17 protein-coding genes are annotated in these 22,151 nt (G+C 50.3%); 14 read left to right on the forward strand and 3 right to left on the reverse strand.

Annotation, left to right across the window (positions count from 1 at the left end; translation table 11 throughout):
* Window positions 1-7 precede the first annotated feature (7 nt).
* A complete protein-coding gene (locus GILYN3_RS13695) occupies window positions 8-1,525 on the forward strand; it encodes an SPOR domain-containing protein (RefSeq protein WP_049723515.1) in 1,518 nt (505 codons plus the stop codon).
* Between the two features lie 80 nt (window positions 1,526-1,605).
* On the opposite strand, the gene GILYN3_RS13700 is transcribed toward GILYN3_RS13695, so the two are convergent.
* Window positions 1,606-3,576 carry a hypothetical protein gene (locus GILYN3_RS13700; protein WP_049723516.1) on the reverse strand — a complete coding sequence of 657 codons (1,971 nt, stop codon included), beginning with the start codon at window positions 3,574-3,576 and terminating at the stop codon, window positions 1,606-1,608.
* Between the two features lie 479 nt (window positions 3,577-4,055).
* On the opposite strand from GILYN3_RS13700, the gene gltB reads away from it, so the two are divergent.
* The 4 genes from gltB to GILYN3_RS13720 all read left to right on the forward strand — a co-directional run bounded on the left by gltB (window position 4,056) and on the right by GILYN3_RS13720 (window position 12,734).
* Window positions 4,056-8,510, forward strand: coding sequence for a glutamate synthase large subunit (gene gltB / locus GILYN3_RS13705; protein ID WP_049723517.1), 4,455 nt, complete (start codon window positions 4,056-4,058; stop codon window positions 8,508-8,510).
* Window positions 8,511-8,544: 34 nt separating this feature from the next.
* Window positions 8,545-9,963 (forward strand): FAD-dependent oxidoreductase, encoded by a 1,419-nt coding sequence (locus GILYN3_RS13710; RefSeq protein WP_049723518.1) that lies wholly within the window; start codon window positions 8,545-8,547, stop codon window positions 9,961-9,963.
* Window positions 9,964-10,108: 145 nt separating this feature from the next.
* Window positions 10,109-11,173: a uroporphyrinogen decarboxylase gene (gene hemE / locus GILYN3_RS13715; protein ID WP_049723519.1), complete on the forward strand. Its 1,065-nt coding sequence runs from the start codon at window positions 10,109-10,111 to the stop codon at window positions 11,171-11,173.
* A gap of 187 nt (window positions 11,174-11,360) precedes the next feature.
* Window positions 11,361-12,734: an HD-GYP domain-containing protein gene (locus tag GILYN3_RS13720; protein ID WP_049723520.1), complete on the forward strand. Its 1,374-nt coding sequence runs from the start codon at window positions 11,361-11,363 to the stop codon at window positions 12,732-12,734.
* 55 nt (window positions 12,735-12,789) lie between these two features.
* Here GILYN3_RS13720 and asd read toward each other — a convergent pair whose 3' ends face one another.
* Complete coding sequence (asd, locus tag GILYN3_RS13725) at window positions 12,790-13,659, reverse strand: archaetidylserine decarboxylase (protein ID WP_049723521.1); 870 nt, start codon at window positions 13,657-13,659, stop codon at window positions 12,790-12,792.
* 157 nt (window positions 13,660-13,816) lie between these two features.
* On the opposite strand from asd, the gene GILYN3_RS13730 reads away from it, so the two are divergent.
* Genes GILYN3_RS13730 through GILYN3_RS13740 form a run of 3 tightly spaced genes read left to right on the forward strand, consistent with a single transcriptional unit; the run spans window position 13,817 to window position 15,550 of the window.
* A complete protein-coding gene (locus GILYN3_RS13730; protein ID WP_049723967.1) occupies window positions 13,817-14,467 on the forward strand; it encodes an MBL fold metallo-hydrolase in 651 nt (216 codons plus the stop codon).
* Entirely contained in the window at window positions 14,460-15,182 is a 723-nt protein-coding gene (locus tag GILYN3_RS13735) for a M48 family metallopeptidase (protein WP_232305599.1), read from the forward strand. Before GILYN3_RS13730 ends, GILYN3_RS13735 begins: the two co-directional genes overlap by 8 nt.
* Before the next feature lie 5 nt (window positions 15,183-15,187).
* The gene (locus GILYN3_RS13740) at window positions 15,188-15,550 is read left to right on the forward strand and encodes a DUF2750 domain-containing protein (protein WP_049723523.1); all 363 of its coding nucleotides are present in this window, start codon (window positions 15,188-15,190) and stop codon (window positions 15,548-15,550) included.
* Window positions 15,551-15,570: 20 nt separating this feature from the next.
* On the opposite strand, the gene GILYN3_RS13745 is transcribed toward GILYN3_RS13740, so the two are convergent.
* Window positions 15,571-15,915, reverse strand: coding sequence for a hypothetical protein (locus tag GILYN3_RS13745; protein WP_049723524.1), 345 nt, complete (start codon window positions 15,913-15,915; stop codon window positions 15,571-15,573).
* Window positions 15,916-16,164: 249 nt separating this feature from the next.
* On the opposite strand from GILYN3_RS13745, the gene GILYN3_RS13750 reads away from it, so the two are divergent.
* From GILYN3_RS13750 to GILYN3_RS13775, 6 genes are read left to right on the forward strand one after another with little or no spacing between them, the layout of a single operon-like run.
* Window positions 16,165-16,653 carry an LEA type 2 family protein gene (locus GILYN3_RS13750; protein ID WP_049723525.1) on the forward strand — a complete coding sequence of 163 codons (489 nt, stop codon included), beginning with the start codon at window positions 16,165-16,167 and terminating at the stop codon, window positions 16,651-16,653.
* A 47-nt stretch (window positions 16,654-16,700) separates the two neighbouring features.
* Window positions 16,701-18,962, forward strand: a complete 2,262-nt coding sequence (parC, locus tag GILYN3_RS13755) for a DNA topoisomerase IV subunit A (RefSeq protein ID WP_049723526.1) — start codon at window positions 16,701-16,703, stop codon at window positions 18,960-18,962.
* Between the two features lie 48 nt (window positions 18,963-19,010).
* Window positions 19,011-19,277 (forward strand): PilZ domain-containing protein, encoded by a 267-nt coding sequence (locus tag GILYN3_RS13760; RefSeq protein WP_049723527.1) that lies wholly within the window; start codon window positions 19,011-19,013, stop codon window positions 19,275-19,277.
* 12 nt (window positions 19,278-19,289) lie between these two features.
* On the forward strand, window positions 19,290-20,492 hold the full coding sequence (locus GILYN3_RS13765; protein WP_049723528.1) for a DUF4124 domain-containing protein: 1,203 nt from the start codon (window positions 19,290-19,292) through the stop codon (window positions 20,490-20,492).
* A gap of 35 nt (window positions 20,493-20,527) precedes the next feature.
* Complete coding sequence (locus tag GILYN3_RS13770; protein WP_049723529.1) at window positions 20,528-21,601, forward strand: polysaccharide deacetylase family protein; 1,074 nt, start codon at window positions 20,528-20,530, stop codon at window positions 21,599-21,601.
* Entirely contained in the window at window positions 21,583-22,131 is a 549-nt protein-coding gene (locus GILYN3_RS13775; RefSeq protein ID WP_049723530.1) for a DUF924 family protein, read from the forward strand. The genes GILYN3_RS13770 and GILYN3_RS13775 overlap by 19 nt, the downstream gene beginning before the upstream one ends.
* The last annotated feature ends 20 nt before the right edge of the window (window positions 22,132-22,151 follow it).

Below are 22,151 nucleotides of genomic sequence, written 5' to 3' on the forward strand. Positions count from 1 at the left end.
AACCCGCATGATATCGGATTATTGTGAACGCTTTGGCCTTAATGAAGACCCGTTTGCCAGCCAGGCTTTTTACATAACCGCAGAGCTTGAGCAGTTGGCCGACCAGATTACCCACGCGAGCCAATTTAGTGCGGGCTTTGTGGTTGTCTGTGGCCCGCGCGGGACGGGGAAAACAGCTTTTGCCAAATTCTTTTATAGTCAGTTAATTGCCACTCAAGAATGTATTTTATTGGATGTGGCGGTTGCCAGTTCGGCCCAAACGCTGTTGTTGCAGTTGGCCGACTTTTTAGCGTTGCCAGTGTCTGCCGAATCGACCATGGGTGAGCTGTTAGCGCAATTGCGCACCATTATTAATAACGTTAATGAAGCTTTTGCCGTTACTGTAGTGCTAGATAATGCACAACTGTTGGCTGACGATACTTTGGCGGCGTTAGTCAGTTTGTTGCAGGTGCCGAATGGTCATCATCGGCCTTTCAGTTTTGTGTTGTTTTCAGAGTTAGAATTGGCGACGCGGTTAGATCAGTTTCAGATGCCCGATGTTGCAGTGCAAGATATGGCGTTTCCGGTTATGTCCGCCACTGATGCCGCGACCATGTTAAATTACCGAATGGAGTCGGCAGGCTTTTTAGGTCAGCCGTTGTTCAGCCAGCGGCAAGTTAAGCCCCTGTGGCAAGAGGCCGATGGCCACGTAGATAAAATGCTTAATTTGGCGCGTATAGATATTCAAGATCGGGCTGAAGATGCGGATACCGCTAGCGCACCTGTGCACAAAGGCGGCTTGCCGGTTATTCATATTACTGCTGTGGCGGGGCTATTGGCGGCGTTGGGGTTGGTGTTTTTGTATCAAGGTGATGATTCGGATACTCCGGCGATAGTGACAAAACGGCTCGTTACGCCTGCGCAAAGGCCGGCATCTGTTGCTTCGCCTACAGTTAATCCCCAGCCCGTGACAGCAGCGCTTGCCCCCCGCGACAATGAGGTGCTTGTGCCGCCAGAGAGGCTTGAGACAGTCCGCAGTAGTGCCGCAGTAAAACCGCCTGCCGCCAGTGTACCCCAGATATTGTCTGTCGAAACTAAGCCAGTTGTTGAGCGGCAGGCGGACGCGGTGGCGCAAGCTCCTGTCTTAACGCCACTTGCAAGCGCTAAAAATACGGATAGCAGCGGTTTGGGTGCAAGCTCAGCCACACGGGCAGCTTCAAGCAGTAAAGCCCCTGTGGCGCCAGTTTGGGCCAATGATGAGGCAGAAATTTTATCGTGGCCATCATCGGCTTACTCATTGCAAATACTGGGTGTGTCTAACCGAGATGCCGCTAAAGCTTATGTGCAGCGGCAAGAAAACAAAGCGTATTTACGTATTATGGCAACGCAGCGCTCGGGCAAGCCTTGGTACATTGTGCTAGCAGGGCGATACGATTCAATAGCTAAAGCAAAGCAGGCTGTATTAAATTTACCTGCTGCGCAAATACAAGCTGGGCCATGGCCAAGAAAGGTGGAGTCGTTGCAGCAAGAGATTCGAGCTAATTAATAAAGGTGAGCTAGAAGAGAGTGCATGACGAGTGAGGTAAAAAAGGCACCAAAGAATTACTCTTTGGTGCCTTTTTAGGTTTAAGGGATGTAAACGAAAGACTCTACTTCTACTGCTCCCACGGTATATGTGGCAGTGGCCGTCGCGTCAGAGTTAGGTATTTCTACGTTGAGCCAAGCTGAGCCAAAAGTTGATTTTGTGTCGCTTACCGTAATGGTTAGCGTTACTGTGGTACCTTCATTTGTGCCACCAGCTGCTTCAGGGGTAACGCTGGCGGTAATTAGGTCATTATTTGTCCCTGTGCTAATTTTGGTGCCGCTAGGAAGGCCATTACCATTGGTGTCTGCCAGCATCATGGTAAAGGACTGTGTTTTGATATTTGTCATGCTGACTTTGCCGCTGGGTTGGCCTGGTAGGCGTCCGTCTGGCATGGTGAAGGGCGATTGTGCATAGCTTGTCATAATCAACCGCATGTCGGTTCTGATAAGCACGCTGTCGCGGCTGCAAAGGCCCGCCTGGGCGTCTACTTCACGGCATAAGCTGCCATCATAGATACCATTGCCGGGCTCGTAGTTGCCAGTGCCGGTATTGTTGATCGAGATAACCTCTTCGGTAACGTCGCGCTGTCCGTCAAAGTTTCGATCAAAATAGGCTGAGCCTAGATCGTCACAGCCGAACGTTCTACTTGCTGCCCCAGAGAGGGGGGTGGCCCATTGACAGACTGCTTCACGATTTGGGCTATCGGCGGTGTAGAAAAGGTCGGTGTCGTGGTCGTACAGGCCGTTTTGGTTTAAGTCGACAAATGATTCGTTACCTAGGGTGGAGGCCATAATGATTACACGGCCATTGCGGCAGTCGCTGTCGTCGCCTGCGATATCGCCATTGGGGCATACAAACGCCCAAAGGTCCTCATCAAATGTCACTTGATCCTCGGCGTAGATTTGGCCAGAGCTTCTCCAAGTAACTGAGCACATGCCTGGGGTACCAAAAGCCTCTTCACCTTCGTTATTTATCACAATGCCGGTAAAGCAAACGGGTGCTATTGTGCCTCCCTTAGAGGTGAAGTAAACGGGGGTTCTATTGGGTACGGGATTGCTAAACGCATCGGATAAATCGACCGTAATTTCTGATTCGATATTATTGGTGTTCCAAGCGACAGGGTAAAGATCGGTTGCTGCGATGCTTATTCCCTTTTGCTCAGGAAGGCCTGTTGACACCACAAGTTCGTTAGATTGGCTGCTTACCCCAGTGTCCGTAGTGGCAGTAATCCGTACGCTGGTGGGGGCGGTGCCCGATTGTACCGTGGCGCTTACGTAGCCATCACTGCCGGAGATATCGCTGTCGTTTACTAGTTTTAAGCCGCCGGCGGTAGTGTTGAGCTGAAAGTTTACTCCAACGCCTTTTACCGCAGCTCCAGTGGTTCCGAGTATTTTAAAGCGAACGATTGAGATCTCGTTACCGCCGGTACCTTTTAATGCAATGTAGTTAGGCGATGCGTCGGTAAAAGAGATACTTGTTACCGTGTCGGCTTCGATGTTGAGACTGGTGGAGGCACTAATAAGGCCACCACCAAAGGTGGTTGATGCTGTAATGCTGTCTTCGCCGATACAGCCATTGGCTGTGTAGCGCACGTTTGCTTGGCCGTTATTGGTCGCAACGACATTGCTGGCGGTATCGTCGGTGTTGTCTAAACCGTTTATCGGCTCGATTAGAGATTCGCCCGACGCTATGCAGGGGGAGTTGAAGGTGACTTGCGCGCTATCGATAATGAGTGAGCCGGCCTCAACGATATTCACTGTCAATACCGCGCTGCCACCAGCGGAGAGGGCGCTATCACCAATCTCTGTGCCAATTTCGCCGGCAACAAACGAGTCGCCTGAGCCGTTGCCTATTTGCGCAACGGTGTTGCCGGTGCCGCCACCAGAGCCTCCACCGCCGACGTTATCGAGAGCTGTTCCGCTGCTGCCGCCACCACAGGCTGCAAGGCCCATGCAAAGGGCAAGCGCTGAGGTTAACTGTAGTGTCGTTGACCCAAGTTGTTTTATCCGCATGTTGAATTCCTGATTGCCGGCGTTGTGTTTTTATGGCCGCTGCAGCGCCGCATATACCGCCAATGACGGGGTGCTGCACACTTAAGCGTGGGCTTTATAGAGAATAAGGCCCTTAATATTTAGTTGTATCGCCTAAATTAGCGTAAATCGCGAGCAGGATAAAGGCCCAATTAGGCGAAAAAGAGGAATAATGGCACATTTTCATAAAATTCTTTTGTTTTCAGGCGATTGTTGATGGTTCTGCGAGTAAATTCTCACTTGCGTTGATAATTGATCTGTCTTTTTTTAGCGCTTTGCTAATGACTGTTGCGGCGCATATATGTCATTTTTTAGTTGCCTAGTCGTTTTTAGGCGAGTAGTATCCTTCGCCCAAATAAAAAAAAGCCCCTCTTGCGTAGGGGCTTTTTTGTCGGCGTACTGTTTATGTGTGTTTTTGGCATGTCAGTCGCTGTTACAGTTACTGATATTGAGAGGCGACTATGACCACTGGCCTGTACCGGTTAGATGAATTTAAAGACAACTGTGGTTTCGGTCTTATTGCCCACTTAAAAGGTAAGACTAGCCATCGCTTGCTCGAGACGGCGATCGAAGCTCTGACGTGTATGACTCACCGAGGTGGTATTGCCGCCGATGGTAAGACCGGTGACGGTTGCGGCCTGTTGCTGCAAAAGCCCGACGCCTTTATGCGCGCGGTAGCGGCCGAGTCATTTACTGCCCCGCTAACAGATATTTACGGTGTGGGCTCGGTAATGCTAAGCCAAGATGCTACTCAAGCTGATGCAGCGCGCAGTGCTTTTACCCAGGCAATTACAGATCAAGGTTTGAGTGTGGCCGGTTGGCGTGACGTGCCGGTGGATCCGAGCTGTCTAGGGCCAATCGCTCTGACATCGCTGCCAGTTTTTAATCATGTGTTTATCAATAGTCCTGATGGCCTGAGCAATGCTGAGGTGGGCGCTAAGTTGTTAATGGCACGCCGCTATACTGAAATTGCCTTACAAAATGATCCGGCATTTTATATTGCGAGCCTAAGCACCACGGTATTGTCCTATAAAGGCTTGATGATGCCTGTGGATTTACCGCAGTTTTTCACCGACTTGGCCGATGAGCGTCTAGAAACGGCTATTTGCGTGTTTCACCAGCGCTTTTCTACTAACACTACCCCTCAGTGGCCGCTAGCGCAGCCGTTTCGGATGCTGGCGCACAATGGTGAAATTAATACCGTTATGGGCAATCGCAATTGGTCTGTGGCGCGTACGGATAAATTCTCGACGCCGTTGCTGCCTAATATTGCCGATGTGGCGCCACTGGTCAATCGTACCGGCTCTGACTCATCCAGCTTAGATAATATGCTCGAGGTGTTGTTAGTTGGCGGTATGGAGTTGCACCGCGCTGTGCGTATGTTGGTGCCGCCTGCGTGGCAAAATGTCGAGCATATGGATCCAGATCTGCGGGCGTTTTACGAATACAACTCGATGCATGTCGAGCCTTGGGATGGTCCAGCGGGGCTGGTAATTACCGATGGCCGCTACGCGGTTTGTACGCTCGATCGAAATGGTTTGCGGCCTTCACGCTGGGTAATTACTAAAGACGATATGATTACCGTGGCTTCGGAAGTTGGTGTGTACGGCTATAAACCTGAGGACGTGGTGGCTAAAGGTCGCTTAGGGCCGGGCCAAATTTTGTCGGTAGATACCTTGACCGGCGAGTTGTTCCATACGCAAGACGTTGATGCTCAGCTTAAAAAGACTCAGCCTTACAAACGCTGGTTAAGAGAAAGTGCTGTGCGTATCGAGTCGACACTTGAGGCCGATGTGGCTGAGAGCGAGCTATCTGACGCCAATATGAAGGCGTTTATGAAAATGTACCAGGTGAGTTTTGAGGAGCGTGACCAAGTGTTGCGTCCGCTCGCCGAAGGCGGTCAAGAAGCCGTAGGTTCGATGGGCGACGACACACCAATGGCGGTATTGTCTAGTAAACAACGTTCGATCTATGATTATTTTAGGCAGCAGTTTGCGCAGGTAACCAATCCACCAATCGATCCGCTGCGTGAAACAATCGTTATGTCGCTTGAGACTTGCGTGGGGCGTGAATTATCGGTGTACGAAGAAACCGCCGCGCATGCCAACCGTGTAATTCTTGCCTCGCCGGTATTGTCTCCGGCTAAGTTTCGGTCGCTGACGAATTTGAATCGCAGTGATTATAAGTCTAGCACTTTCTCGCTGGCGTACGATCCGCAAGCGAAGGGGTTGCAGCAGGCTATTAATGATGTCTGTGAGCAAGTGGCCCAGGCTGTGCGAGCGGGCACCGTGTTGGTGGTGCTGAGTGATATCAAGCTCAGTCAAGGTCAGTTGCCGATACCGGCATTGATGGCAACCGGAGCGGTGCATCATTACCTAATTAAAAATGGTTTGCGCTGCGACTCTAATATCATTGTCGAGACCGGCACTGCACGTGACTCGCACCAAGTTGCCGCGTTAATTAGCTACGGCGCGACGGCGGTGTATCCGTATTTAAGCTACTACGTGTTAAACGATTTGCTAAGCAAAGGAGAGCTGTTAACCGATATCGATTACGCGTATAAAAATTACCGTAAAGGCATCGACAAAGGCTTGCTAAAAATTCTTTCTAAAATGGGAATTTCTACGGTTGCGTCGTATCGCGGTGCGCAACTTTTTGAATCTGTAGGCTTGGCCGAAGAAGTTATCGATACTTGCTTTGTTGGTACGCCATCGCGAATCAAAGGCGCGCGCTTTGAAGATATAGAAAACGATCAAAAAGCCTTAGCAAAAAGTGCTTGGTTAGATCGCAAGCCAATTTCTCAGGGCGGGTTGCTTAAGTACGTTCACGGTCAGGAGTATCACGCGTTTAACCCCGACGTGGTGCAAGCCCTGCAACAAGCCGTACAGTCGGGCGATTGGAAACTGTGGCAAAAATATTCTGAGCTTGTTAATAATCGTCCTGTCGCCACATTGCGTGACTTAATAAAAGTGCGTAACGATATTAATAAGCCAGTTGCGCTGGATGATGTTGAGCCTATCGAGAGTATTATCAAGCGCTTCGATTCGGCCGGCATGTCGTTGGGGGCGCTATCGCCCGAGGCGCACGAGGCGTTAGCCGAAGCGATGAACTCGTTGGGCGGTCGTTCTAATAGTGGTGAGGGCGGTGAAGACCCTGTTCGCTACGGCACTAATAAAGTGTCTAAGATTAAGCAGATTGCCTCGGGCCGTTTTGGCGTTACGCCGCATTATTTGGTGAACGCCGAAGTGCTGCAAATTAAAGTTGCACAGGGCGCTAAGCCTGGTGAGGGCGGTCAGTTGCCAGGTGGTAAAGTAAATGCACTGATTGCTCGGTTGCGTTACTCGGTACCGGGTGTGACGTTAATTTCACCGCCACCGCATCACGATATTTATTCGATTGAAGATTTAGCCCAACTTATTTATGACTTAAAACAGGTCAACCCCGATGCGCTGGTATCGGTTAAGTTGGTGTCTCGCCCCGGCGTGGGGACCATTGCTGCAGGTGTGGCAAAAGCTTATGCCGATCTTATTACTATTTCGGGTTACGACGGTGGCACCGCTGCAAGTCCTTTAACATCCATTCATCATGCCGGATCGCCGTGGGAGCTGGGCCTGTCTGAAACGCATCAAACTTTGCGTGCTAACGATTTGCGCGACAAGGTGCGTGTGCAAACAGACGGCGGTCTAAAAACTGGCTTAGATGTTATTAAAGCCGCTATGCTGGGTGCCGAGAGCTTTGGTTTTGGTACCGCACCGATGGTGGCGCTGGGTTGCAAGTACTTACGTATTTGTCACTTAAATAATTGTGCCACAGGTGTTGCCACCCAGAATGAAACGCTGCGCAGTGAGCATTACATCGGCACAGTCGAAATGGCGAAAAACTTTTTCCGCTTTGTGGCCCAAGATGTACGTTTAATGATGGCCGACTTAGGCGTTAAAACCTTAGCTGAGCTAGTTGGTCGGGTAGATTTACTGGCCTTAATTGAAGGTACTACAGCTAAGCAGCAACAGCTGGATTTGAGTCCGATTATTCACACCGATAAATTCTTAGAGACAAAGCCTCAGCTGTGCGCTGTTGAGCGTAATACTCCGTTTGATAAAGGCGAGCTGGCCGAGGCCATGGTGAAGGAAGTCTTGCCCACCATTGAAGCTAAAACCGGTGGTGAATTTGCGTTTCACTTGACCAACTGCGATCGTTCGATTGGCGCGCGTTTAAGTGGCGAAATTGCCAAGCGTTATGGCAATCAGGGAATGGCAAAGCAACCCGTTAAGCTTAATTTGACCGGTATTGCCGGGCAGAGCTTTGGTGTCTGGAATGCGGGTGGTCTTGAATTGTATCTTGATGGCGATGCAAATGATTACGTGGGCAAAGGCATGGCGGGCGGTAAGATTGTTATTCGTCCTCCTGCGGGCTCAGAGTTTGCATCCAACGTTACCAGTATTATGGGTAACACATGTTTGTACGGTGCTACCGGGGGTAAGTTGTTTGCCGCCGGTACTGCTGGCGAGCGGTTTGCGGTGCGCAACTCGGGCGCTCAGGTTGTTGTCGAGGGCGCTGGCGATCATTGCTGTGAGTATATGACTGGCGGTGTTGTGACGGTGCTAGGTAAAACCGGCGTTAACTTTGGTGCGGGTATGACCGGTGGTTTTGCTTATGTGCTGGATGAAGCCAACCAGTTTGTTGATCGCTACAACAACGAGTTGGTTGAAATTCACCGCGTTAATACCGAGCAGCTAGAAGCACATCGACACCACCTGCGGAGTGTTATTGAAGAGTTTGTCCAGGAAACCCGAAGCGCTTGGGGTAAGAAAATCCTGGATAACTTTGAAGATTACGTTGGCAAGTTTTGGTTAGTAAAGCCCAAGGCTGCCAGCGTAAGGCATCTGCTAGAAAGCGTTAAGACGCGCGGCGAATAACCCCGTAGGGTTTAACAGTTTAGAGGCATTAATGATGGCCGACCGTTTAAGTAATGATTTTCAGTTTTTGTATGTGGGCCGTCAAGAGCCGGCAAAAAAAGCGATTCAAACTCGTAAAAATCAGTTTGTTGAAATTTATGAGCCATACAGTAAATACGAGGTGGCGGGCCAAGCACACCGCTGTCTAGAGTGCGGTAACCCTTACTGTGAATGGAAGTGCCCCGTGCATAACTTTATTCCTAATTGGTTAAAGTTAATCTCAGAGGGTAATATTTTTGAGGCGGCCGAGCTCAGCCACCAAACCAACACCTTACCCGAAGTGTGTGGCCGGGTGTGCCCGCAAGATCGTCTGTGCGAGGGTGCTTGCACACTCAATGATGATTTTGGTGCGGTAACAATTGGCAACGCCGAAAAATATATTACGGATACCGCCTTTGCTATGGGCTGGCGCCCAGACATGTCACAGGTGAAGTGGACCGATAAAAAAGTTGCGGTTATTGGCGCAGGCCCTGCCGGGTTAGGTTGTGCCGATGTTTTGGTGCGCAACGGTGTTAAGCCGGTGGTGTTTGATCGCTATCCCGAAATCGGTGGCTTGCTGACGTTTGGCATTCCCGAGTTTAAATTAGAAAAATCGGTGATGACGCGTCGCCGTGAAGTATTTACTGAGATGGGTATTGAGTTTCGGCTTAATACGAATGTGGGTACCGACATTACCATTGCTGAGCTTATGGCGGAATATGACGCTGTATTTATGGGCATGGGCACATACAATTACATGAAAGGTGGGTTCCCCGGTGAAGATTTGCCGGGTGTTTACGATGCGCTACCGTTCTTGGTGTCGAGCGTTAATCGTAACCTAGGGTTTGAAAAAAGCCCAGATGACTTTATTAGTGTAACCGGTAAGCGCGTAGTTGTGCTCGGTGGCGGTGATACTGCGATGGATTGTAACCGCACCTCGATTCGTCAGGGTGCTCAGTCAGTATTTTGTGCCTATCGGCGCGACGAAGAAAATATGCCCGGCTCTAAGCGCGAGGTGTTAAACGCGCGTGAAGAGGGGGTTGAGTTTTTATTCAACCGCCAACCGGTAGCGATTGTCGGCGAAGGTAAAGTTGAAGGCGTAAAAGTGGTGACGACTCAGTTGGGTGAGCCCGATGAAAACGGTCGCCGTCGCCCAGAACCTATTGCCGGCAGTGAAGAGATTTTACCGGCCGATGTGGTACTGGTAGCTTTTGGTTTTAGGCCCAGTCCACCTGAGTGGTTGGCAGAGCAGCAAGTCGATGTGAATAGCTGGGGAGGCATTGTCGCACCCGAGCAACAAGCGTTTAAGTTTCAGACCAGCAACTCTAAGATTTTTGCCGGTGGCGATATGGTGCGAGGCTCTGATTTGGTGGTTACCGCCATCTGGGAGGGGCGTGAAGCAGCCGAAGGGATACTGGACTACCTTAACGTTTAAGTGTAAAAGCCGGTCTTTGGATCGGCTTTTTTGTAATTGGGGTATCATCCCTAGGCCGAATGTAGCGGGATGAGTGAAGTGAGGCCTCGTCCAAGACTGCTTGCTAGATACCAAGATAAACGCCTCAGTGGATACCCAATAGATCATGAGCCAACTTAAGAACGATCGTTTTTTGCGTGCGCTGCTGCGCGAGCCCGTCGATGTAACGCCAGTATGGATGATGCGCCAGGCGGGTCGTTATTTGCCCGAGTACCGTGCCAGCCGTGAGCGTGCCGGTAATTTCATGGGGCTGTGTGGTAATCCCGAGATGGCCTGTGAGGTTACCCTGCAGCCGCTTGAACGCTACCCACTAGACGCTGCTATCTTGTTCTCGGATATCCTGACAATTCCCGACGCCATGGGGTTGGGGCTTTATTTTGAGGTCGGCGAAGGTCCCAAGTTTAAAAAACCGGTACGCACTGAGGCGGATATTAACGCTCTGCAGGTGATTGATCCGGCGCAAGACTTACCTTATGTCACCGATGCGGTGAAGCTGATTCGTCGAGAGCTTAATGGCCGCGTGCCGTTAATTGGCTTTTCTGGCAGCCCTTGGACGCTTGCAACCTACATGATTGAGGGTGGCTCTAGCCGCGATTTTCGGCGCGCTAAGCAAATGTTGTATAACCAGCCCGAACTGATGCATCAGCTGCTCAATACGCTCGCCGAGTCGGTGATCGTTTATTTAAACGCTCAAATTGAGGCGGGCGCGCAAGCTGTGCAAATATTTGATACATGGGGCGGTGCGCTGTCTCATAGCGCTTATCAAGAGTTCTCGCTTAATTATTTGGATAAAATTGTAAAAGGCCTGATCCGCGAGCGAGAAGGGCGTCGCGTGCCAGTTATCTTGTTTACCAAAGGAGGCGGCCAGTGGCTTGAAGCTATGGCCGACACAGGCGCTGATGCTCTGGGGCTGGATTGGACGACCGATATAGGCGCTGCGCGTGCGCGGGTGGGCTCACAGGTGGCGCTGCAGGGCAATATGGACCCTACGATCTTATACGCTAAGCCCGACCGAATTCGTGCGGAGGTGGGCGCGATATTGCAGTCGTACGGTTCAGGCCCCGGTCATATCTTTAATTTGGGGCACGGCATCACTCCCGAGGTGGATCCAGAGCACGCAGGTGCATTTATACGAGCAGTTCACGATTTATCGCAACAGTATCACGCTTAATACGCTGCATCTGGCGCCACTTGTTATTATTGAGTACACTGCGTTATCGGTAACAGTCATGTGTATCATGTCAGGAGCACCGGTGGTTTATTAGGTGTTAATCAAGCGGCGTCCTAGCAATTCTTTGGCGCCGCTTGATTTGTGTATGGTGAGCAGCAGGCCCCGAAATGGGCTGTGAGGGTGCAACGTGGGAATAAAACAGGTTAAGTTAAGCGTAAACGAGCTAACTATCGGCATGTATGTGTCGGGGTTGGATCGTCCGTGGACGCAAACGCCATTCCCACTACAAGGCTTTTACATTCGTGATATCGATGAGCTGAAAAGACTCAAAAGTCTGTGCAATCATGTTTATATCGATGTGGTTAAAGGCCGCTCCCCAGTGGCTACTAAGCTGCGAAGTTACGATGGTGTCACAGGTGGAGGTAAGGGCTCATCGGCACGCCATGTTGCTACCGCGCCAGTAAATGTGCCCGTTAAGCCCATTAAAGTTCGGCGCAATCTACATCCTGATATTAAACCGCTGGGGGGGGAGGTTAAAAAAGCCCGAGACTTACATCAAAAAGTCTACTCGGCTGTGGCAGACGTACTTTCCCAACTAGATGCTGAAAAATTCTACGATATCCCAGTAGCCGAAACCCGACGCTTAGCCAGTGATATGGTCGATAGCGTACTGCGCAACCCCGATGCTTTTACTTGGTTGTCACGGGTGCAGGAGGCGGATGAATATACCTATAGCCATGCGTTGCGCTCGTCTGTTTGGGCAATATTATTTGGTCGTCATATTGGGCTAGAAAAACGTGAGCTGGATATTCTGGCCATGGGGGTTTTGCTTAAAGATGTAGGTAAAACTAAGCTGCCACACGAACTGATTATTAAGAGTGACCGCAGTCCCGATGAGCAAGAGCAGTATGAATCTTTTGTCGAGCTTGGTGTTGCGCTACTGAAAAGTGCCGAGGGGATGGAGCCACGTGTGGTTAGTGTGGTGCGCACCCATTGTGAACGTTTAAACGGCAGCGGTTTTCCGCAGCATTTGGTGGGTGATAAAATTCCATTGCTCGGAAAAATTGCCGGTATTGTAACGTTTTACGATACGGTGATTACGCCTCGTGGGGCGAGTGTGCCTATTGCACCGTCTAAAGCGGTTGCACGGCTTTACGAGCTGCGCAATGTGCAGTTTCAAGAAGATCTTGTGGTCGAGTTTATTCGCGCAATTGGCCTATACCCAACGGGTACGTTAGTCGAGCTAAATACTGGCGAAGTTGGGGTGGTGGTTGAGCAAAACTTTGACCGGCGTTTAAAGCCCAAAGTGATGATCGTGATTGATGCGCTAAAGCAGCCATTAAAAACCCCCAAATTGCTGGACTTGGCGATTGATGATCGCACCAAACAATCATTGATTGATTCAGGTAAGGTATCGCTAGAGGACGTGCAAAAGGTTGAGATAGCGCGCGACTTAGAGCCCGGCAGTTTTGATGTGGATATTATCGCTATACGTGATAACTACCTACTCGCCACTGAGAAAAAAGGTTTGCTGGCTTTGCTTGGGCGCTTTAAACGTTAGCCCCCAAGCTTTCGGCTTGTAGTTTTAGCCTCCATTACGGGTCTTGAGGATTTGCTTAATTCTTTCTAGTTATCGTCTTGCCCATCGCTTCGCCCATGCGTGTCATGGTTTCTGCGCTAAAATTATCACTCCATTCAACGTGACCTTTGCCAAATAACACTATTGCCGTGGAGCCTAGCTTAAAGCGGCCCATTTCAGCACCCTTTAGCAGTGTAATGGGATTGCTTGAGTTAACGTTGTAGTGAGTGGTGGCAACTCGTCGTTTAAATGGAGCCACCTCGCCGGCCCACACCGTCTCGATGCCCGCTACGATCATAGCGCCAACCAACACTACAGCCATGGGGCCTGCATCGGTATCAAAAATACACACGGCGCGCTCATTGCGAGCAAATAACCGCGGTACTTCGCGGGCAGTAGCGCTATTAACAGAAAATAAGTCACCGGGAATAACGATCATCTGCCGCAAGCGCCCTGTCAATGGCATGTGCACGCGATGGTAATCTTTAGGTGATAAGTAAACGGTGGCAAAGCTGCCGCCGGCAAACTCTGAAGCGAGCGCTTCATCGCCGCCAAGTAGCTCGCAGGCGCTGTAAAGCTGCCCTTTGGCTTGAAATATACGGCCGTCCTCGATATTGCCCAGCTGGCTAATGCTGCCGTCGGCGGGGCATACCACGCTGTTGTCTGCGGTATCTATAGGGCGGGCATCGGCTTTTAAGGCGCGGGTAAAAAAATCGTTAAAACATGCGTAACTGGCAGGGTCTTCATTCAATGCCTGTGACATATCGACGTTATAGCGTTTAATAAACCACTGAATAAATGTATTTTTAATGGTTTTATTGTGGCAACTTGCCAGCCTGCCAGCCAGCCGAGATAAGGCGTGCTGGGGAACAAGGTATTGCAGGCTGGTAAATAACTTATCATTCATATGGTTTTTCCTGTGGGCTCACGTGCGGCTAAATCGCGCAGGTGTATGCTACCAGAGATTTACTGTTGCGGCGTTCTCCCGTTGGTCACTGGCTGTTAAACTGCTGCCTTTGTTGGTCGCGGCTATTATCGCTTTTATTATCAATGTTGAGGTTTGTGTGCTTCAGTTTCAAATTATTCCCGTAACGCATTATCAGCAAAATTGCTCGTTAATCTGGTGCGATCAAACACGCGAGGCCGCACTGGTTGACCCAGGCGGTGAACCGGAGCGTATTAAGCTGGTTGTGGCGCAAGCGGGGGTTCGAGTCACAAAGATTTTGCTTACTCACGGTCATCTGGATCACGTAGGCGCGGCAACAGCTCTGGCAGAGTATTATCAGGTGCCTATAGTCGGCCCTCACGTCGACGATACTTTTTGGCTTGAGATACTGGATAGACAAGCCCAAATGATGGGTTTTGATCAGGTGCCGCAAACAGTCACGCCTACTCAGTTTCTGACCGAAGACGATGTGATAAGCGTCGGGCACTGCTCGCTTCAGGTGCATCACTGCCCCGGTCACACTCCTGGTCATGTTGTCTTGGTCGACAGCGAAGCTCGTTTGGCCTTTGTGGGGGACGTGTTGTTTAAAGGTGCGGTAGGGCGTTCGGACTTTCCCCGTGGCGATCACGCTACGTTGGTGCGATCGATCACCACTAAGCTTTGGCCGTTAGGTGATGACATTCGTTTTGTTCCGGGGCATGGGCCAATGTCGACTTTTGCTCACGAGCGTGCCCACAACCCTTTTGTGGCGGATAAAAACTTTGGCTGATCGATCTGTCTTGCCTTGGCCTGTAGCTTACCAGTTGAGTGCACGGCGTCGTACGGTGAGTATTGAGGTGCGCGAGGGGCAGGTACGTGTGCTCGCTCCTAAAGGCGTTGCTCGTCGAGATTTACTGGCGATGCTGCAGGCTAAGCGTACTTGGATAGACGCCAAGCTACTCCAACAGCAACAACGTATAGCTGCGCGTCCGCGCTACCAGTACCAAGCCGGTGAGTGCCTACCTTACTTGGGCGCAGAGTTAATACTCGAAGTGACGCAAGGTGTGCGAGCCAGTTGTAGGCGCGAGGGCGCAACATTGCAGGTGTGTTGGTCGGCACGTAGTGATAAAAGCGTTGCGGAGCAAGCTGCCCAGGCTGTTAATCAGTGGTATCGGCACGAGGCGCTGCGCGTATTGACCGCAAAAACTCAGCAGTTATGTGACTCTACGGGGCTTGTTTGTCACAGCGTGAGTGTCCGTGCCACACGTTCAAAGTGGGGGCACTGCACCTTTGATGGGCGCATCCAGTACAACTGGCAAATAGTGCTGGCTCCTGCGCCTGTGGTGGATTATCTTGTAGCTCACGAGGTTAGTCATTTGCGTCACCATAATCATAGTCGCGCGTTTTGGCTTCACGTTCATACTATTTGCCCAGATTACCAACGTTTGCGTACTTGGCTACGCGACGAGGGTCACCGCCTGATATTACCGCCTTACGAGAGATAAACACCATGGAACCATTATCGGACGATTTTGAAGAGAACGCAGATCGCTTTATTGTTGAGGCAATCGCAACAGGGTGCGTTTGGGGGCTAGAGGGCCCCGACGGTTGGGCTCTGTGCGGCTCTGAAAAACGCGACGATATTGATGTGATGCCACTGTGGTCGTCACGAGAGCTGGCCGCGCTGCACTGCGTGGATGAGTGGCAAAGTTACCAAGCGCTGCCTATCGCCCTAGAAGAGCTGCTAGAGGATTGGTTGCCCGGAATGCACGAAGATGTCACCTTGGTTGGCATCAACTGGAACGAGGCGATGGAAGGCGAGGAGTGGGAGCCGCTAGACTTGTTAGCAGAGTTCGAACAAGAGCTTGGCTAAAATGTGTTAAAAGTAAGCTGTTAGCCTGCCTGTTGTTGGCTGCCATTGAGATTGTCCACGTCAAACAGGTAATCGTGCAGAATATCTACTTGATGGGCGGCCATGTAGCGCTCTAGCTGGTCGAGGCTGGTAAAGGCTGGGGTAATGGCGCTGCTGGGGTCGCCACTGTAATCGGCGCGAGTCATAATAACGACTTTTATGGGGGCCGCGTTACTATCGGGTGGGCTAAAAAGCAGCTGCAATACTTTAAATTTAAAATCGAGACAAAAACGCATTAAATTAGGGTAGATCGACTCTTGTCGGTTGTGGAAACGCAACTCTCGGGTGCCCAATAGTGTTTTATGGTGAGTGTTGTGTTGCGACATAAAATTCTCTGCGTTGGCTTTGTTAAAATATTAAGTCTCGATTACATCATAGGTGGGTAGTTCGCTAGTGTGACGCCCGTCACAAAAAGCTTTGAGTGGCACTTTAGTCTGCTACCGTCGCCTTATTGGGTTTGCCTTGATTCCAGCGTCGATTTAATCATAATGCCACAGGCGGCGCGATGACTAAGCCGTATTAATAATACCTGTAGTCTAGCTGATATTGACTAGTCTGCACCTAGGAGCCACTGAATGGCCATTATTGTTCGCCCCCTTGGCTTTGCTCGTCTGCTGAGTATTATAAGTTTGTTGCTACTGGCCAGTTGTGCCAGTTTGCGGCCGGGCTTTACCCCGCCGCAGGTTAATATCACCGGATTGCGCTTGTTGCCTGCGGCGGCGGGTGAGTTGGCCCCGCGTTTAGGCTTGCGTTTACGGGTGACCAACCCCAACCCTGACGACTTAATTATTACCGGTATGTCGTACAATTTAGCCTTGCAAGGCTATGATTTGTTAAATGGCGTAAGCGCCAACGTTCCGGTACTTAAAGCATATAGTGATACGCCATTAGAGCTGGAGTTGTCTGCCAATATTGTGGCGCTAGTGCGGTTAGCTCATTCGCTGCAGCGCAACGGCGCAGGTCAAGTCGTTGCGTATGAGTTTTCTGCCAAGCTTGATACTGGCCATTATACCCCCTCGATTCGTCTTAATGAGTCGGGAGAGGTGAAGTTTGAATCGATGTAGGCGCAGCCTTAAACTAATGTTTAATGCGCGATTAATCAGGATAAAAAATGTCTGAACACACTCAATTTTCTGAGGCAGAAGAGTTTATCTCCCTCAAAGAGTACGCCGAGAAAGCATATCTCGATTACTCCATGTACGTTATTCTCGACCGTGCGTTACCTCATGTAGGCGACGGCTTAAAGCCTGTGCAACGGCGTATTATTTATGCCATGAGTGAGCTGGGTCTTAAGTCTACCGCCAAGTATAAAAAATCGGCGCGTACGGTCGGTGACGTTATTGGTAAGTTTCACCCGCACGGTGACTCGGCCGCCTACGAGGCGATGGTGATTATGGCCCAGCCATTCACATACCGCTATCCGTTGGTTGACGGGCAGGGCAACTGGGGTGCTCCAGACGATCCAAAATCATTCGCGGCCATGCGTTACACAGAATCAAAATTAACGCGCTACGCCGATGTTTTACTGGAAGAGTTAGGCCAAGGCACCGTAAATTGGCGGCCCAATTTTGACGGCACTATGGAAGAGCCCGAGGTTTTCCCTGCACGTGTGCCCAATATTTTACTTAACGGCACCACCGGCATAGCTGTGGGGATGGCTACCGATATACCACCGCACAATTTACGCGAGGTGGTGGCCGCTTGTATTCATTTGTTGGACAATCCGAAGGCCGATGTCGCCGAGCTGTGTGAGTTTGTACACGGTCCAGATATGCCTACCGAGGCAGAAATTATTACCTCGCGAGACGACATTAAAACGATGTATCGCACCGGGCGTGGCAGTTTGCGTATGCGCGCGATTTACACGCGAGAAAAAGACACTGGTGATGTGGTCGTCACGGCCTTGCCACATCAGGTCAGCGGAGCAAAAATTTTAGAGCAAATAGCGGCGCAAATGCAGGCTAAAAAACTGCCTATGGTGGCCGATTTGCGCGATGAATCTGATCACGAAAACCCGACTCGACTAATCATTACGCCGCGCTCTAATCGAGTTGATTGTGAGCAGCTAATGCAGCACTTGTTTGCCTCTACCGATCTCGAAAAAACCTATCGTATTAATATGAATATGATCGGTGTTGATGGTCGACCACAAGTTAAAAATCTGCAAAAAATTCTATCCGAATGGCTCGCCTTTCGTACGGATACTGTGCGCAGGCGTTTAGAGTACCGGTTGCAAAAGGTCGAAGAGCGTCTATTGCGGTTGGCGGCATTGATGATCGTGTATCTTAACGTCGATGAAGTGATCCGGATTATTCGTGAAGAAGACCGCCCTAAAGCGGTTTTGATCGAGCGTTTTAATTTGGTCGAGATGCAAGCCGAGTATATTCTAGAAACTAAGTTGCGCCAGCTGGCACGACTAGAAGAAATGCGGATTCTTGAGGAGCAGCAAAAGCTCGAAAAAGAGCGTGCCGAGCTTGAAAAAATCTTGGCGTCATCGGCCCGCTTAAAAACCTTAATTCGCAAAGAGTTAAAGCAGGTGGCTGATGAGTTTGGCGATGACCGCCGCGCCCCCATTGTGACGCGTAAAGAAGCTCAAGCGTTTAGTGAGTCCGAGTTGGTGGGGGCCGATCCTGTCACTGTTGTGGTGTCGGATAAAGGATGGATTCGCGCAGCTAAAGGTCACGACATTGACCCCGAATCACTCAACTATAAAGCCGGAGACCACTTTAAATTAGTGGTGTTAGGTAAGTCTAATCAGCAAGTTATTTTGTTGGATTCAACAGGGCGCAGCTACGCCATAGCCGCGCACACTTTGCCTTCAGCTCGGGGACAGGGGGATCCACTTAGTGGCCGTTTAAACCCTCCTAACGGTGCAACTTTTGAAGGCCTGCTGATGGGCGGAGATGATCAGTCTATCTTATTGGCCAGTGATGGCGGTTATGGTTTTATTGCTTCACTTTCCGATCTGTACAGTAAAAATCGTGCCGGTAAAAACGCGATAACCTTACCTAAAGGCGCAGAAGTGTTAGCGCCATCGGTGGTGCTTGATCCTGAAAATGATTGGGTAGCCGCAGTGAGCAACGAAGGGCGGTTACTGTTGTTTCCTGTTGTTGAGCTGCCCCGTTTAGCGCGGGGCAAGGGTAATAAAATTATTAATATTCCCGCCGCTCGTGTACAGGCGCGTGAGGAGTTTGCTTTGGGGATTGTAACTTTATCGGCAGAGCAGTCGTTGACGGTTTACTCGGGCAAACGACATCTCACTTTAAAGCCGTCAGACCTAGAGCATTACCGAGGTGAGCGTGGACGCCGCGGCAATAAATTGCCGCGCGGATTTCAAAAGGTAGATCGCTTAGCGGTTAGTGAAAAGCAGTAGTGAATAACACTACCCTTAACAAGAATAAGAAAACACTGGGAGCTGACAGTGAGTGATAAACGAGAACATTTACGTACGCCAATAGCTTGCAGAATTAAAATTGTTCACGCTGAGCTTGGCGAAATGCTGGTAAAAACTCGCGATCTATCGGATGGCGGGGTTTTTGTGCTGCTCGACCCAGCCCAGGCACCTCCGATTGGCTCTTTCGTCACCGGGCAGGTTCAGGGATTGATGGACGATGCCCCAATCCTTGAGATGGAGGTCGTACGCGCCGAACCTGAGGGTATTGGCTTGCGTTTTGTCGTGACAGAATAATAAGGGGATCCTGTGCGTATTTGGATTGGTTTGGGATTGTTGATCGCATTATTGAATGCCTCCGTGGCTCAAGCGCAAATCTATAGCTGGACGGATGCTAATGGCCGAGTTCATTACTCCGATCAAGCTACAGATAAAAACGCTGTTTTACAGTCGATAGATGTTGGCACAATGCCAGCCCCGAAGATGATCGAGACAGCCAAACCGGCACTTTTTGTGCCACCTCTTTATCCGTTAATCGTCGCGCAGTTTGAGTACAGCGAGGCGCTGCTTAACAATTCAAAATCGGCCGCTCGGTTTTACTTTGGTGGCGACTGTGTATCACCTACGGCATTGCGTTTAGAGGCTTTGTTTACACGTTTGCCAAGTGTTGTACGTACGCCGGAACAGCTGCAGGTAGATATGTTTCGTGCAATTCGTAGGTTAGGGCACACGAGCTTGTATCGTGCAGGACACTATACGGGTGCCAACGTTGATGCCACCGCGGCGCGGTATTTGCGCGCACAAATAATAGATTTTGATATTGCCACTTGCCGCGCTGATGGTGCATCCAGTAGTAGCTCGTCAGAGCTAAAAGAAATGATGATGCCTAAATTTAAAATTGCCAATGGCTGGCTTAAAGTGCGTTGGCAGTTAAGTGATACACCAAATGGCGAGCCATTATTCTCCATTATTACCGAAGGCTCTGCGGCGACCCAAATAAATATGGATGTGAATTTACAGTCGGTTATGCGAGAGAGCTTTATGGCAGCAGCGGCTAATGCCTTAAATGACGATCATTTACGTCAAGCTTTGGCGATAAATCGCGATACAATTCCCGCTGACAATAATGCGCCATCATCTGCGCCGCAGCCGTCGCCAACAGCGACGAACTGGGCAGAACAGCAGCTATTACGCCAAACAAATTTTGTTGCAGCATTAAGCGAGCTTAGCATCGTGAAAACGATGGTGGCCGAATATTATCAGATGCGCGGAGTGATGCCGGCATCGATCAGTGTACTCGGAATCACCTCCGAGACAGTGCAAAGCAGCGCTTACTTGTCGGCGTTACAGATGCAAGCTCCCGGTGTTATTTACGCCGAATTAAATGCCGGAAAGTTTTCGGCTGGGCAGTTTATTGAGTTAACGCCAGAGATTAGTAAAGGCTTTACCTTAATAGAATGGCACTGCGAAACCAGTGTGGATGTGAAAATGTCGGCCTGCCCATCGTTATAGGCGCTGCACACTAAATCTAATATTGGGGTGTTGTTATGCTTGTAAAGCTACTTCGCATCATGCTGCTCGCCAACATCGGTTGGCTGCTAAGCGTGCCGGTAATGGCCGCGGTTATTTTACAGTATCACCATGTTAGCGATCAGGCCCCCAGCTCCACATCGACCAGTGTCGAGCGCTTTAAGCAGCATTTAAGTTATCTCTCCGAGCATCAGTTTGATGTTATCGCACTGCCCGAGTTGATTGCTCGATTAAAAAATGGCAAAACACTCAACGACAAAACAGTTGTCATTACCTTTGATGATGGTTATCGCTCGGTGTATGACACGGCCTTTGCGTTGTTACGCGAATACGGCTTTGCTTTTACCGTATTTGTGAATAGCGCGCCTATTGATCGTGATTTTCAAGAGTTTGTTACGTGGCCTGAGCTGAAAAAAATGACACAGGCGGGCGCTACCATTGCCAACCACACGGTGACTCATCCTTTTATGCAGCGTTTATTGCAGGGTGAAACCGAAGCCGAGTGGCGTGAGCGTATGGCGGCTGAGATCATCGGTGCCGAAGAGGCAATTGAGGCCCATACCGGCCAATCGGTTAAATTACTGGCTTACCCCTACGGTGAGTTCGATGCCAAACTTGAGCGCTTGGTACAACAGCTCGGCTACATTGGTTTTGGGCAGCACTCAGGAGCCGTGGGGCCCGACTCAGATGTATTAGCGCTGCCGCGCTTTCCTATGGGCGGCAACTATGGCGAGATGGATAGTTTTATAACCAAAGTGCAAGCGCGCGCATTACCCATTAAGCGCCGTCAGCTTATCGGTGACGACGGGCAGCGGCTATCAGAGGCAACCGTGGCTGCCGGTACTCGACCACAGTTGCAGTTGACACTTGCCGATGCAGCATTGGCAATGCGCCTTAGCTGTTATCACGGTGGGGATAAGTTACCTGTAACAGTTGCCAATAAAATCGTCACCGTTAAGCCGGTGCAGGTATTAAGGTTTGGGCGCTCGCGTTACAATTGCACGGCGCGGGCAGACGATGGTCGGTATTATTGGTTTTCGCAGCCGTGGTTTGTTACTGGAGAGCAAGGGCAATGGCAGCACGAGAGTTAGATTCTGTATTAACCTATTGGTTTGACACCCTTAAGCCCGCTGATTGGTTTCGTAAAAGTGCTACGCTTGATGCTGATATTACGCAAAGGTTTGCATCGCTGCATCTACGTTTGGCGAATGAGCCTTTGGATGCGGCGACGTTAAGCACCAGTGAGGCGCTGGCGGTGGTAATCGTGTTAGATCAATTCTCACGTAATATATATCGTGATAAGGCACAAGCATTTGCCTTTGATGCTAAAGCATTGTGTTTGGCGCAGCAGTTGGTGGCGCAAGGACGGGATCAACAACTGCCCGCCCAGCAACGGATGTTTTTATATATGCCATATATGCACAGCGAAGAACTAGCCGTGCACGATGATGCGGTGACACTTTTTACGGCATTGGGGTTTGCCAATAATCTTAAATTTGAACATCAGCATCGCGATATTATTAAGCGTTTTGGTCGCTACCCGCATCGTAACGATATTCTGGGGCGAACCAGTAGTAAAGCGGAGCTGGATTTTTTACAGCAGCCCGGCTCGTCTTTTTAGTCGTCTATAGAGCGTCTTTC

It is taken from the genome of Gilvimarinus polysaccharolyticus, from assembly GCF_001187555.1.
GTDB lineage: Bacteria > Pseudomonadota > Gammaproteobacteria > Pseudomonadales > Cellvibrionaceae > Gilvimarinus > Gilvimarinus polysaccharolyticus.